Below are 14,407 nucleotides of genomic sequence, written 5' to 3'. Positions count from 1 at the left end.
CAGACGCGACTTGGCGCCCAGGGCATCGGCAGTAGGCGACATGGCGGCGGCTCCTCGAATCAACCGCCGCCATGGAATCAGTCTCTGCGCAACCCGTCACCCAATGTCATTTGAGTTCGGAGCCCTGTTGGAATCGGCGGCCAAGCCGAAGATATCGCAGCGGAATCCGCCATTGTGTCGGCTAGCCGACAGGCGGAAGGGAAAGGGCTGTCGGCCATCCGACAGACAGTGCTGACACCGAGGCGTAATTCCGCCCACGGTGCATTGCATGTCTGGAGAGCCCTAATGCTGACGGCGAGTACGCACGATCCCATGGCCTGGGCTTGGCTGGGAACGATTTTTCTTCTCTTCGGCGAAATCGCAGCGCTCATCAGCCTTCCCAACCTCACGCGTGTCGTCATCGTCTCGACGATCGCCGAGATCGGCTATGTGCTGATGGGGTTGGGGCTCGGAGGGGCGGCGGGCGATACCGGCGCCTTCATGCACATCGGCTATCAGGTGCTGATGCGCGGGCTGGTCGTCGTTTCCGGCTGGTACCTGATGCGGCGGACGCAATCGTCGAACCTCGATGATCTGGCTGGCAGCGGCTATCGGATGCCGCTCGCCTCGACGCTGTTCGGCTTCGGCATGTTCTCGGTGATGGGGCTGTCGCCGTTCAAGGGCTCTTTCTCCAAGTTCATCATCCTCTATGCCGCGATCGAGCAGGGCCAATGGGTGATGGCCATGGTCGGCACCATCGCCTCGATCATCGCCGCGGCCTACTATCTCCTGGTCATCCAGAAGGTCTGCTTCGAACATCCGGCCCGCCGCGTCGAGCTGCTGCCGGCACCGCGTGTCGCTCTGCCGGCCGCGATCGTCCTGGCGTTGGCGACGATCGCCGTCAGCCTGTGGCCGCATCCCTTCCAGCATCTGGCGGAGCACTTGGCCGGCGCCGCGGCGGGCGTCGTTCCGGAGTTCGAATCGCCCTGGGCCTGGCTGGTGCTGGTGCCCTATGTCGGCGGCTTCATGATCTATGGGCTGGGCCGCTTTCAGCCGCGTTTGCGCGATGGCGCGGCGATCGCCTTGGCGGTCGCCACCGTCGCGATGGTCGTGTTCCAGGACGGGCTCGATCCGGCCTCGCGGCTGTTCGCGCTGCTTTTCTCGGGCATCGCCTGCATCATGGTCGTCTACTCGGTCGGCTACATGGCGCGCGCCGAATGGTCGAACCGCTATTACTTCTTCGTTTTCCTGATGATCGGTTCGATGCTCGGGCTGACCACCGCGCACGAGCTCGGCAATTTCTACGTCTTCTGGGAGCTGATGACCTGGAGCTCCTACTTCCTGGTCATCCACAACCAGACGCAGAAGGCGCTCAAGGCCGGCTTCCTGTACTTTCTGATGTGCGCCGGCGGCGCCTATCTCATGCACTACGGCATTCTGCTGGTGCATGTGGAACTGCACACCTTCGAGTTTGCCGAGATCGCAGAACGCATCGGCGAGATCACGCCGCTGGCCGGCCTGGTCACGGCCATCTGCTTCTTCATCGGCTTCGCCGTGAAGGCCGGTCTGGTGCCGTTGCATTCGTGGCTGCCGATCACCTATCCGCAGGCGCCGTCGTCCGCCTCCGGACCGCTGTCGGGCATCCTCGCCAAGGCCGGCATCTTCGGGATGGTGAAGGTGCTCTACGTGGTCTTCGGCGTCGGCGCGCTGACGAGCTTTTCCATCGGCAGCTTCGACCTGACCCACGTCATGGTGGTTCTGGGCTGCATCAGCGTCCTCTATGGCGAGATCCGCGCCCTGATGCAGGTCGAGTTGAAGCGGATGCTGGCCTATTCGTCGCTCGCCCAGCTCGGCGAAATCATCGCCATTCTCGGCATCGGCACGGCGCTGGCGACGGATGCCGCGCTGCTCCACGTCACCAACCATGCGGTGATGAAGACCTTGCTGTTCTATGCGGCCGGCGCCTTCATCCTGCGCACCGGCCTGCGGCGGATCGACGACTTCGCCGGTCTCGGAAAGGTTATGCCGATCACCGCCGGCGCCTACGCGCTGGCGAGCTTCGCCATCATGGGGCTGCCTCCGTTCTCGGGCTTCACCTCGAAGTTCCTGATGATCTATGCGGCGGCGAGCTCCGGCCACGTCCTGGTGGCGGCGGTGCTGCTGCTCGGCGGCCTGATCGGCGTGGTCTACTACACCCGCGTCGTGGCCACGCTGTTCTACCAGCCCTACAAGGGCAATCCCGGCGTGCGCGAGGCCCCGGCCTCGATGCTGATCGCCATCGGCGTGCTCGCCGCGGCGATCGTGCTGGGCGGCCTCGATCCGAGCTTCCAGCTGTCGCTCGTCGGCCAGGTCGGCGAGATGGTTGCCGGCCGCAGCGGGCTCGATCCGGCGGTTCTGCCGAGCCTGATCACGGCGTGGCCGGTGTCCGCCAGCATCGCCATGGTGGGCGCTGTCGCAGTGCTCCTGGTGGGCAGCCGGTCGGTGGTTTGGGCCGGGCGCCTGGCGGTGGTCGTCCTGGTGGCGGCGCTGGGCGGCGTGCTGGTGGACGGCGGCCAGATGGACATGCTGTCCTTCTGCTTCGCCCTGCTGATCGCCGGCGTCGGTGCGCTCAACATGATGCACACCACGGCCTATCTTGCGCACAGCCACGCCCAGGGCCGGTTCTTCGCCGCCTTCACGGTGATGATCGCCGGCCTGCTCGGCATGACCACGGCCAAGGACATCTTCACCTTCTTCGCCTTCTGGGAACTGATGTCGAGCTGGGCGCTGTGGGCGGCGATCGTCCATGAGGAAACGTTCGCGGCGCGTCGGGAAGGCTTCAAGTACTTCCTGTTCAACTCGGTCGGCGCGTCCTTCATGTTCCTCGGCGTCGCGCTGGTGGCCGCACAGGCGGGCACCTTCCAGCTCGCCGAGATCGGCTCGGCGCTCGCCGCGTTGCCGATCCTGACGGTGGCTCCGGGCGTCGCTCTGATCTTCCTGGGCTTCGTCATGAAGGCGGCCATGCTGCCGGTGCGCATCGACTATCAGATGCACCCGGCGCTCGCGCCGACCCCGGTGTCCGGCTACATCTCGGCCGTTCTACTCAAGGCCGGTCCGTGGGGTGTCCTGAAGTTCTTCGTCCTGTTCGGCGGCACGGCGTTCTTCACCAAGTTCGGCGGTTCGATCGAGGGTCAGCCGCTGTTCATGGAAGTGATCTCGGTGATCGCCGGCGTGACCATCGTCTATGCCGGCGCCATGGCGGTACTGCAGAACGGCATCAAGCTGGTGCTGATCTACTCGACCGTCTGCCAGCTCGGCTACGTGCTGATGGCGCTGTCCTTCGGCACCACGCTCGGCGTCGCCGGTGGCCTGATGTACTTCGTCAACCACATGCTGCTCAAGGATGCGCTGTTCCTGGTCGCCGGTGCGATCATGGTCCAGAGCCATGCCACCATGCTCGACGAGCTGGGCGGCCTGGGACGAAAGATGCCGATCACCTTCGGCGTGTTCCTGTTCGCCGGGCTGTCGCTGGCCGGCATTCCGCCGCTCAACGGCTTCGCCTCCAAGTGGATGGTGTTCGAAGCGGCGTTCCAGTCGGGTCACTGGATGCTCGGCGCCATGGCGATGATCTCCAGCCTGTTCACGCTCGCCGCCATCATGAAGTTCGCTCATGCGGCCTTCCTGGGAGCGCCGAGCGAGACTGCGGCTCATGCCAAGGAGGCGCCGGTCGCCATGTTGGTGCCGATGCTCGTGCTGACGGTCGCCAGCGTCGTGGTCGGCGTGATGCCGGGCCTGCTCTTGGTGCCGATCGCCCATATTCAGGCGGATCTCGGCATGGTGCCGATCGAGGCGACGCTGACCGGTCCGCTGCCGGGAACCGGCGGCTGGAGCCCGGGCCTGATGTCGGTGCTGGTGCTGGCGCTCGGCCTGATTCTCATCCCGTGGCTGCGGCTCGGCCGTCAGGCGGGTGTCGTCAAGACGCCGATCCACACCAGCGGCGTGGGCGAGGAGGATCTGACGCCGGCATCGACCCGCGTGGGCGCCTTCAGCCTCTACGAATCTCCGGACAGCCTGATTCGCCGGGCTCTCCTCCCGAAGCTGATCCCGTCAAAGAAGTCCGAGGGGCGGTGAACGATCATGTCCAGCCAAATTGCCATCCTCGTCGCAGTGTTCCTCTTCCCGGGCGGGCTCTTCGCGCTCGCCCTGGGACTGGGGCTCAAGGGAGCGGACCGGCGCGTCGCCGCCCGCCTGCAGGGCCGCGTCGGACCGCCGCTGCGCCAGCCCTTCTTCGATCTCGTGAAGCTCGCCTTCAAGCGCACCATGGTGCCGACCACGGCGCATGAAGCGGTGTTCCTGGGGGCGCCGCTGATCGGCGTCATCTCGATGCTGGTGGCCGCTGCTCTGGTGCCGATCTCCGGCGTCTACTCGCCGGCTCCGGCGCTCGGAAACCTGCTGGTGCTGCTCTACCTGCTGCTGATCCCGGCGGTGGTGCTGATGATCGCCGGCTCATCCTCCAGCTCGCCTTACGGCGCCATAGGCTTTTCCCGCGAGATGGCGCTGATGATGGCCTACGAGGCGCCGCTGGTGCTGATCGTGGCGGCGGTGGCGGTGCGCACCGGCATGGCGCAGGGTCAATGGGTGACGTTCTCCCTGACCGAGATCGTCGAATACCAGCGCACCCACGGCATGTTCCTGTTCGATCCCGTCATGTGGCCGGCGATCGTCGCCTTCGGCTTCTTCTATCCGGCCAATCTCGGCATCGTGCCGTTCGATATTCCGGAAGCGGAGACCGAAGTGCTGGAAGGACCATTGCTCGAGTACTCCGGGCCGGCGCTGGGCCTGTTCAAGGTGATGTCGGCGTTGAAGGCGGTGGTCGTGCTGGGGCTCGACGTCGCACTCTTCCTGCCGCTGCCGCTCGACGGCATTCCGGCGCTCGCCGGCTGGCTGGTGGAAATGCTGATCCTGATGATCACCGGCGTCACGGTGGTGCGCATCTCCATGGGCCGCATGCGCATCGACCAAGCCTTCGTGTTCTTCCTGCGTTGGCCGCTGCTGCTTGCAGCCGCCAGCCTTGCGGTCGTCGTGATCTGAGGAGACACAGCGATGAGCCTCATTGTCGAAAAGCTGAAGACCATCGCCACCAAGTCGCCGTGGATCTATCGGATCAACGCCGGCTCCTGCAACGGCTGCGACGTGGAGATGGCGACCACGGCGCTGATCCCGCGCTACGACGTGGAACGGCTCGGCTGCCAATATTGCGGCAGCCCTCGCCATGCCGACATTGTGTTGATTTCCGGACCCTTGACGCGAAGGGTTCTCGACGCGGCGCGTCGGGTTTTCGACGAAGTGCCGGATCCGAAGGTGACGGTGGCGGTTGGCGTCTGCCCGATCTCGGGCGGCATCTTCCGCGAGAGCTACGCGGTCTGCGCCCCCATCGACCAGTACTTCCCCGTGGATGTGAACGTGCCCGGCTGTCCGCCGCGGCCCTCGGCGATCATCGAGGGGATCGCCCAGGCCGTGGAGATCTGGCGCGAGCGGATGTGAAAGAGGTAACTCTATGAACTTCCTCAGTCTTTTTGTCCGCAACCTGCGCCAGGGGCCGTACACGGAGGCGTTTCCCTTCGCCCCCGCGCCGACGGCCAAGCGGTTCCGCGGCAGGATCGAGTTCGATGCGCCCACCTGCGAGGGATGCCGCATCTGCGAACGCGTCTGCCCGGCCGGCGCGATCAAGATGGAGCGAACCGAAGAAGGCATGACCTTCGACTGCTGGCACGATACTTGCGTGTTCTGCGGTAACTGCGAGTTCCATTGCCCGACCGGTTCGATCCATCAGACCGGCGACTGGCATTTGGCGCACCGCCAGGAAGACAAGTACCGGATGGTCGAGCATGGGCTGATCCCGTTCCAGGTCTGCACCGAATGCGGGGGCAAGGGTCTGGCCACGGCGCCGGCCGCCGGCTCGGCCAAGCCACCGCTGACGCCGGAGGAGTTCGAGCACGTCAAATCGCTCTGCCCCAAGTGCCGGGGCAAGTTCATGAGGTCCAGGAAGGCAAAGGCATGAGCCACTATCCCGAAGACATCGAAGCGCGGCTTCAGACCGCGGCGCCGAGTGGGATCAACTATTCCTCGGACACCGATCCCCATGGCGTCACCTATGCGTGGTGCGAACTGGCCAGCAAGGACGAGCTCAAGTCGGTCGGCGAAACGCTGGCCCGGCTCGGCGCGCGTCTGTCGCTGATCACCGGATCGCAGACGCCGCCGCCGCCCGAGGTGGACGACGAAGACGAGGCGGAAGGCGAGGCCGAGGCCAAGCCGGTTCCGATGACCTTCGGCGGCACGCCGATGGACGGCACCGCCTACGAGATCACCTATCACTTCGACCTTCTCGGCGACACGCTGACCCTCGTGGTCTATGCGCCGCAAGGCTCGTCCATCGACTCGCTGACGTCGCTCTTCCGCACCGCCGACTGGCCGGAGCGGGAGATCATGGAGACCTACAACCTGCGGATCGACAATCATCCCGATCCGCGGCGGCTGTTCCTCGACAAGTCGATCGAACCGGCCGTCATGGAGCGGCTCATTCCCTTCTCCACGCTGACCAATGCCACGAGCACCACGGCGCTTTGGGAGAAGGTCATGGATGCCGCCAAGATCACGAAGGGAGGAGAATCATGAGCTCGGTCACGGTCCCCGGCAACAAGGCCGGCGGCAACGGCAGCTTCACGATCCCCGTCGGGCCGCTGCACGTCGCGCTCGAAGAGCCGATGTACTTCCGCATCGACGTGAAGGGCGAAACGGTCAACAACGTCCAGATCAACGCCGGCCACGTGCATCGCGGCATCGAGTATCTGGCGACCAAGCGCTCGATCAACCAGAACATCGTCCTGACCGAACGCATCTGCTCGCTGTGCTCCAACAGCCATCCCGAGACCTTCGCGATGGCGGCGGAAACCATCGCGGAGCTGACGGTTCCGGAACGGGCGCAGTATCTGCGCGTCGTCGCCGGCGAGGTGAAGCGCCTGGCCTCGCACCTCTTCAACGTCGCGATCTTGACGCACCTCGTCGGCTACGAGTCGATGTTCATGCACATCATGCAGATCCGAGAGATCGCCCAGGACATCAAGGAAGGTGTCTTCGGCAACCGCATGGATCTCGGCGCCATGTGCATTGGCGGCGTGCGCTACGACCTGGACGAGGAGACGATCGACATCCTGCGCTCGGGCCTCGCCAGGATCGAGCCGGATGTCGCCGACCTCGTCAAGACGTTCCGCACCAACGCCTCGATCATGCGCCGGACCAAGGGGATCGGCGTGCTGGAGAAGGAGGACGCCATCGCCTGCGGCGTGGTGGGGCCGGTCGCGCGGGGCAGCGGCGTCGACTACGACGTCCGGCGCGAGGCGCCCTATCACATCTACGAACGCATGCCGGTCGAGGTGAAGGTTCTCGAAGATGGCGACGTCTGGTCCCGTGCCATGGTCCGGCTGCTGGAGGCGCAGAACTCGATCGCCATCGTGCGCCAGTGCCTCGATGACCTGCCGGACGGCCCGATCAACCTCGGCACCAAGCTGACGATCCCGCCGGGCCGCGCCGTCTCCAAGTGCGAGGCGCCGCGCGGCGAGCTGATCTACTACCTCAAGACCAACGACACGGATCAGCCGGAGCGGCTGAAATGGCGGGTTCCGACCTTCATGAACTGGGACGCGCTGGGATTGATGTTGCGCAATGCCAAGGTCGCCGACATTGCAATTATTGTAAACAGCATCGACCCCTGCATTTCCTGCACGGAACGCTGACGGTGCCTCGAGTTTGGGTCGTCGGGACGACGGCTCCGAGTCAAGCCTGAACCTAGGAGAGACGGATGTCTTACAAAATCGACATGGATACTTGCACCGCCTGTGGTGAATGCGAGGAGACCTGCCCGAACGAGGCGATTTCCCACAAGGGCGCGGTCTACAAGATCAATCCCGACAAGTGCACCGAGTGCGAGGGACAGGCTGACTCGCCGCAGTGCGAGGAAGTGTGCCCGGCCGGCAGCTGCATTCCGGCTGCCGCCTGACCGGGTCGGCCCGGGCGTCCGGCCGGTCGAGCCCGGCAACGGGTATAGGCCGGTCCGGACGCCCATTTCGGCGCTCGAGACATCGAGCGTCGAGCGATCCTGCCGCGAACCGTGGTTCCTGCGGGTGAACTTCAGGATCGGCCATCGCCGCCCGACTTCGTCGAAGGCGGCCTTGACGGCTAGGTGAGAGAGTGCCCGCGCTGGTTTGGCCGAAGGCGGGCACAGGCTTTGTCGCAATCCACGAGGTGAACTGGCATGTGCTGCGGTTCCCTGTCCGATTTCAAGAGCGGAGTCGCTGCGGTTGTCATGGCTGCGGGCGGGGCGGCCGATCGCGCCGCCTTCGACCTTCTGCTTCCAGTCGGCGGGAAGACGGTTCTGGAACTGACGGTGGAGGCTCTGCGCGATGCGGGGCTGACGCGGATCTTCGGCGTCTATCGCCGTCAAGACCAGCGCATGGCGCAGACGCTCAACGATCTGGGCGTCGCCGATCTGGCGACGGACGACATGTCGGAAGCCGGCCAAGTGCGCTGCGCCCTTGGCGCTCTGTCGCCGTTGCTCGATGGATGCCTGGTGCTGCCCGGCAATTTGCCGCTATTGCGCCCGATGACGGTCGACCGGGTGCTGCGCCAGGCGCTCGAGACCGCGGCTCCGGTGGTTCATCCGACCTTTCGGGGCCTGCGCGGGTATCCGCTGTTCCTCGACCGCGCGCTGTTCGGCACCATCGACAGCGCGCTCGACGACGGCGGCCTGGACATGATGCTCGAGCGCTACCAGCCCGAGGCCGGGCAGGTCGCGGTCTTCGATCATGGTTGCGTTCTGGCGGACGCTCCGGCGCAAGACCTGCTCGACGTGCTGGCGCATCACCATGCGCCCGACGATGCGGAATGCGAGGCGATGCTGGTCGCCGCCGATCTCGACGAGCCGGTCTGCCGACACTGCCGGATGGTGGCGGATTTCGCCACCATGCTCGCCGAACGGCTGGTCGCCGCCGGTATCCCGCTCGACATCGACCTGATCCGTTCGGCCGCGTTGCTGCACGATATCGGCAAGGGCCATGCGCGCCACGCCGACGTCGGCTCGGGCTTGTTGCGGATCTTCGGTTTTCCCGAAGTGGCCGATCTCGTGGTCGACCATCATCTGGGCCGCAGCTTCGACGGAACGACCCTCGACGAGGGGGCCGTCCTCTATCTCGCCGAGAAGCTCATCGAAGGCGAGCGTCAGGTCTCCCTGACGGAGCGGTTCGCGCCGATGTTTTCCAGATTCGACGGCGATCCCCGCGCGACGAGCGGCATCAAAGACCGGCTCGCCAAGGCAGAAGCCATCCTCCAAGCGGTCACGTCGCAGATCGGCACGCCGCATTCGCCTTTCTTCCCGTCCAAGCCGCCGCAGGCGGTGGGGCAGCGGGAAGGATTTCACAATGACCGAGGTTCCGTTCGCCGCCATCGGGGCGAGGGGCAAGACATCGCTACGGCATCCTCGAACAGACAAGGTGGAGATCCACGCATGGACACGATCGACTTTGTGACGTCGGACAGCCGGAAGGCGAAATATCCGGGGCATCCGGAAGTGATCAACGGCAACGGCGCCGTTGCCTATGTGATGGGCCAGGTCTGCGGCGGCGTGATCGGCTACCCGATCACCCCCTCGACGGAAATCAGCGAGACCTTCGAGCTTTATCGCGCCGCGGGCGGGATGAACGTCTGGGGCAAGCACCCCTTCTTCTACGAGCCGGAAGGCGAGCATTCGGCGCAGTCGGGCGCCCTCGGCGCGGCGCTGACGGGCGGCAAGTACGTCTCCAATGCCTCGTCGAGCCAGGGCATCCTCTACGGCCTGGAATCGCACTACGTGACGGTCGGCAAGAAGGTCGGCGGCTTCGTGCTGCAGGTGGCGGCGCGCGTCGTCTCCAAGCATTCGCTGAACGTCATGGCCGGCCATGACGACGTCTATGCCCTGCTGCCCTCGGGCTACACCGTCATGTTCGGCTCGAACCCGGAAGAGGCGGCGGACCTCGCGGCGATCTCCTACCGCACGGCGGCGATGTCGCTGGTGCCGGTCGCCAACTGCATGGACGGCTTCGCCACCAGCCACATGATGAGCGAGGCGTATCTGCCCGAGCCCGAGCTCTTGAAGGAATATCTCGGCGATCCGCAGAGCCGCATCGAGGCTCCGACCGTCGCCCAGGAAATCCTGTTCGGCGCCAAGGGGCGCGTCAGCCAGCTTCGCCACTGGCTGCTGCGTCATCGCAGCGAACTCGGCGACGAGGCGCGCGGCGCCATCGAGACCTACCTCCAGGCGAACGCCGAGGCGATCGAGAAGGACGCCGCCGGCGCGCTGCTGCCCGAAACGCTCGGCAACGTGCCGGAAAACCTGCGCGGCCAATGGCGGCGCCAGTGGCTCAACGCCTGGGAGAAGGGCACGCGTCAGCTCGTCCCCGCGCTCGTCGACGTCGACAATCCGGGCCTGACCGGCGGCGTGCAGAACCAGCCGGACTTCCAGGCCGGCGCGGTCGATCATCTGTCGCACTTCGCCGCCGACGTCCCGGCGCTGGCGCGCCAGGCCATGGCCGAATACTCGGCGCTGACCGGGCGGACCTATACCCCGCTCAAGTGCTATCGCTGCGAAGACGCCGAGACGGTGATGATCGGGCTCGGCTCGGTGACCGAGGACGTGGAGGCCGTCGTCGACTATCTGCGCAGCCAGGGCCGCAAGGTCGGCTCGATTTCGGTCAAGCTGCTGCAGCCGTTCCCGGAAGCCGAGCTGATTGAGGCGCTGGCCGGCAAGCGGGCGATTACGGTGCTGGAACGCTCCGACGTCACGGCGCTCACCTCGTTCGTCACCGGCGCCCTGTTCAAGGCCCGCGCCAACGCCGACGGCATTCGCCATATCGGCATTCCGGCGATCGACGCGCTGCCCAGGATGACCACCGCGATCTTCGGTCTCGGCGGCCATGATCTGCAGTCGCGCCACCTGATCGCGGCGTTCGACAACATGGACCGCGAGTTGGGCTCCGCCTTCGTCTATCTCGGCTCGCAGTTCTATTGGAAGAACCCGACCCCGGCGATGGCCGAGGTGCAGGCCAAGCTGAAGGCGGCCTATCCGCAGACCGAGTTCATGGCGCTGGAGGCGGGGGCCAACCCGATGCTCCTGCCCGACGATGCCTTCCGCATCCGCTTCCATTCGGTGGGCGGCTACGGCACCATCGCTACCGGCAAGCTGTTGACCGACATCCTCGCCGGCGTGCTCGGCCTCAACTCCAAGGCCGCGCCGAAATACGGCTCTGAAAAGAGCGGCGCGCCGACCAACTACTACATCACCCTCAGCCCCGAGCCGATCAAGATCACCAACGCGGAGATCGAGGACGTCGAGATCGTGATCTCGCCGGACCACAAGGTCTTCTCGCATACCGATCCGCTGAAGGGCCTGGTCGAGGGCGGCACCTTCATCATGCAGTCGAACCTCTCGCCGCTCGAGGTGTGGCGGTCGCTGCCGGCTCGCGCGCGCCAGACGATCCGTGACCGCAGGGTGAAGTTCTACGTGATCGACGCCTTCGCGGTGGCGCGGCGCAATGCCCCGTCGGTGGAACTCGAAACCCGCATGATGGGCATCGCCTTCATCGGCGCGCTCTGCGGGTCGGTCGAGCGCATCACGGCGGGTGCCGAGCAGTCGGCCATGCTGGAAAAGATCCGGCAGCAGATCACCAAGAAGTTCGGCAACAAGGGCGACGCCGTCGTCGCCGGCAACATGGCGGTGATCCAGGAGGGTCTCGAGGCCACCAAGCTGGTGCCCTACGAGGATCCGGAGTTCCTGGCGGCCAGCGGCGGGTCGGGCCTCAAGGTCCACAAGATCGCGGACTCCGTCGCTTCGCTCACCAACACCGCCGGCGCCTTCTCGCCGACGGCGCTGTTCGATCCCGCCTATTACGACGAGACCATGCTCAAGCCCTTCAACGACGGGACGATCGGCGAGTCGCCGGTGCTGCCCGGCGCGGGCCTGTTCATGCCGCCGTCCAGCGGCGCCTCCAAGCAGAAGGGTCTGTTCCGGCGCATCGTACCGCTGTTCGACGCCGAAAAGTGCACGGCGTGCCTGGATTGCACCCTGATCTGCCCGGATGCGGCGATGCCCTCCACGGTGCATGAGATCGGCGACCTCGTCTCGACGGCGGTCACCTATCTGCCGGAGGATCGGCAGGCCGTGATCGATCCGCATGTGGCGGCGATCGTCCAGGCGATCCGCGAGGACTACAAGGCGAATGCGAGCGGTGGCGAGTTCAACGTGCGCTTCGCCGCAGCGGCTGCTCCGATCGCCGAACGCGATCCGAGCCTGGCCGCCGATTTCGACGCCATGGCCAAGGTTCTCGCCAACTTCCCGGTGTCTCGGTCGCGCCTCTTCTTCGATCAGATCGAGAAGAAGCAGCCGGGGCAGGGCGGCCTGTTCTCGGTGGGTCTCGACCCGTCCAAGTGCAGCGGCTGCCTGGAATGCGTCGAGGTGTGCGGCGCCAACGCTCTGGCCGAGCAGGCGCAGGACGACGAGCTTCTGGAGACCCTCGAAGAGCGCTTCGAGTTCTTGATGAAGACGCCGAACACGCCCTCGCACTTCACCGAGCAGCTCACCGGTCCGAACGCCAAGCGCCTCATTCTCGACCGCGACAACTACTATGCCACGACCGGCGGTCACGGCGCCTGCCGCGGCTGCGGCGAGGCGACCGCCGTTCGCCTTGTGACGTCGGCGAGCCACGCGCTGCACAAGAAGCAGCGTAAGGCCGAGGTCGGCGAAGTCGAAGAGCTGCTGTCGCAGCTGGCCGACAAGCTGGCGACGATCGGCCCGGACGACGGCCGTCGTGCCCGCATCGAGGGCGCCATGGCGACCTTGGAGCGCGAGCTCTATCGGCTGGAAAGCGGACCAACGGGGCAGGGTCCGGCCGCTGCGATCGTGGCCAATGCCACCGGCTGCTCTTCGGTCTACTCCTCGACCTTCCCCTTCACCCAGTACCGCGATCCCTGGATCAACAGCCTGTTCCAGGACACCCCGGCGCTGGCCAAGGGCTTGTTCGAGGGCGTGGCGGCCGATGCGGTCGAAGCGGCCAGGGCGCGGCGCGTCGCCCAGCTCGAACTGGACGACGCCTACGATCCGGCCGTCCACGACAAGGCGTTGAAGACGCTGAGCTGGGAAGACTTCACCGAGGAGGAGCTGTCGCGCCTGCCGATGGTCTTCTCGATCGGTGGCGATGGCGCGACCTACGACATCGGCTTCGGTGCGCTGTCGCGTCTCCTGGCGACGCGGACGCCGGTCAAGGTTCTGGTGCTCAACACCGGTGGCTATTCCAACACGGGTGGCCAGGCCTCGACGGCGAGCTTCACCGGCCAGGACGCCGATCTGGCACGCTACGGCAACGCCCATCCCGGCAAGTCGGAGTCCCGCAAGGAGCTCGGTCTCATCGCCGCCTTCCATCCCAAGGTGATGGTGGTGCAGACCACGGCCGCCATGCAGGGCCACTTCCTGTCGAACGTGCTGGCGGGCCTGTCGCGGACCAGCTCGCCGGTGCTGTTCGACGTCTATGCCGGGTGCCAGGCCGAAAACGGCATCGGCGACGCGATCTCGGCCGAGCGCGCCAAGCTCGCGGTTCGCACCCGCATGGCTCCGCTGTTCGTCCACGATCCGGAGGCCGGCTCGACCCTGGCCGAGCGGTTCTCGCTCAAGGGCAATCCCGACTCCGAACTGGATTGGACGACGGAAGTGCTCGAATACGACGACGAGAACGGCGAGACCCAGGAACTGGAGTACGTTCTGACCCCGGCGCACTTCGCCGTGGCCGAGGGCCGCTTCAAGAAGCAGTTCCGGGCCAAGCCACTGGCGGACGACGTGGAGGGCGTCCTAGTCGAGGAGTATATCGACCTGCCGCCCGAGGAGCGGGACGGCAAGGTGCCGTTCATCTGGCAGGTCAAGGGCCGCAAGCTGGTCCGTCTGCCGGTCAGCGCGCCGATGGTCGAGCTGACCAGGGAACGGCGTGACGTGTGGCGGCTTCTGCAGGCGCTCGCCGGCCAGGAGATCGAGCGGCTCGATGCGAAGCATCGCAAGGAGGTCGACGATCTCAAGCAGCAGTACGAACAGAAGGCGGTCGCGGCCGAATAGGCCTCGCTGCGCCGAGAAGCTGGAGGGCGGTCCTGGTGGCCGCCCTTCTTTTTTTCATCGAAAAAAACCTCCACCTCTGGTGGAGGAGCAGATGGGTTCGACACCGTATAAAAGAAACCTCCGTGCTTGAGCCACGAAGTGGGCAAGAACGGAGGTCATAGTGGACGATAACCATCTATCCCACTCGACGTGGGACTGCAAATATCACCTCGTATTTGCAAGTAAATACCGAATGAAAAGGCTTTATGGAGAGTTGCGCCGTGA

Annotated in this window: 8 protein-coding genes and 1 pseudogene; all 9 read left to right on the top strand. The window is 65.5% G+C overall.

Going from position 1 to position 14,407, the window contains the following annotated elements:
• Positions 1–285 precede the first annotated feature (285 nt).
• Entirely contained in the window at positions 286–4,089 is a 3,804-nt protein-coding gene (locus tag SMD10_RS23525; RefSeq protein WP_331688184.1) for a proton-conducting transporter transmembrane domain-containing protein, read from the top strand.
• A gap of 6 nt (positions 4,090–4,095) precedes the next feature.
• Entirely contained in the window at positions 4,096–5,049 is a 954-nt protein-coding gene (locus tag SMD10_RS23520) for a respiratory chain complex I subunit 1 family protein (RefSeq protein ID WP_331688183.1), read from the top strand.
• A gap of 12 nt (positions 5,050–5,061) precedes the next feature.
• Complete coding sequence (locus tag SMD10_RS23515; protein ID WP_331688182.1) at positions 5,062–5,502, top strand: NADH-quinone oxidoreductase subunit B family protein; 441 nt, start codon at positions 5,062–5,064, stop codon at positions 5,500–5,502.
• Between the two features lie 13 nt (positions 5,503–5,515).
• The gene (locus SMD10_RS23510) at positions 5,516–6,019 is read left to right on the top strand and encodes a 4Fe-4S binding protein (RefSeq protein WP_331688181.1); all 504 of its coding nucleotides are present in this window, start codon (positions 5,516–5,518) and stop codon (positions 6,017–6,019) included.
• Complete coding sequence (locus SMD10_RS23505; protein ID WP_331688180.1) at positions 6,016–6,633, top strand: NADH-quinone oxidoreductase subunit C; 618 nt, start codon at positions 6,016–6,018, stop codon at positions 6,631–6,633. Before SMD10_RS23510 ends, SMD10_RS23505 begins: the two co-directional genes overlap by 4 nt.
• Positions 6,630–7,751 carry a hydrogenase large subunit gene (locus tag SMD10_RS23500; RefSeq protein WP_331688179.1) on the top strand — a complete coding sequence of 374 codons (1,122 nt, stop codon included), beginning with the start codon at positions 6,630–6,632 and terminating at the stop codon, positions 7,749–7,751. The genes SMD10_RS23505 and SMD10_RS23500 overlap by 4 nt, the downstream gene beginning before the upstream one ends.
• A gap of 65 nt (positions 7,752–7,816) precedes the next feature.
• Positions 7,817–8,014 (top strand): 4Fe-4S binding protein, encoded by a 198-nt coding sequence (locus SMD10_RS23495; RefSeq protein ID WP_331688178.1) that lies wholly within the window; start codon positions 7,817–7,819, stop codon positions 8,012–8,014.
• A gap of 306 nt (positions 8,015–8,320) precedes the next feature.
• Positions 8,321–14,143 carry a 2-oxoacid:acceptor oxidoreductase family protein gene (locus tag SMD10_RS23490; protein ID WP_331688177.1) on the top strand — a complete coding sequence of 1,941 codons (5,823 nt, stop codon included), beginning with the start codon at positions 8,321–8,323 and terminating at the stop codon, positions 14,141–14,143.
• Between the two features lie 160 nt (positions 14,144–14,303).
• Positions 14,304–14,407 (top strand): annotated as a pseudogene (locus SMD10_RS23485) (IS200/IS605 family transposase); the annotation flags it as partial.

The organism is Consotaella aegiceratis, from assembly GCF_036541425.1.
Lineage (GTDB): Bacteria > Pseudomonadota > Alphaproteobacteria > Rhizobiales > Rhizobiaceae > Consotaella > Consotaella aegiceratis.
This window is presented reverse-complemented; position numbering and strand designations above follow the sequence as displayed.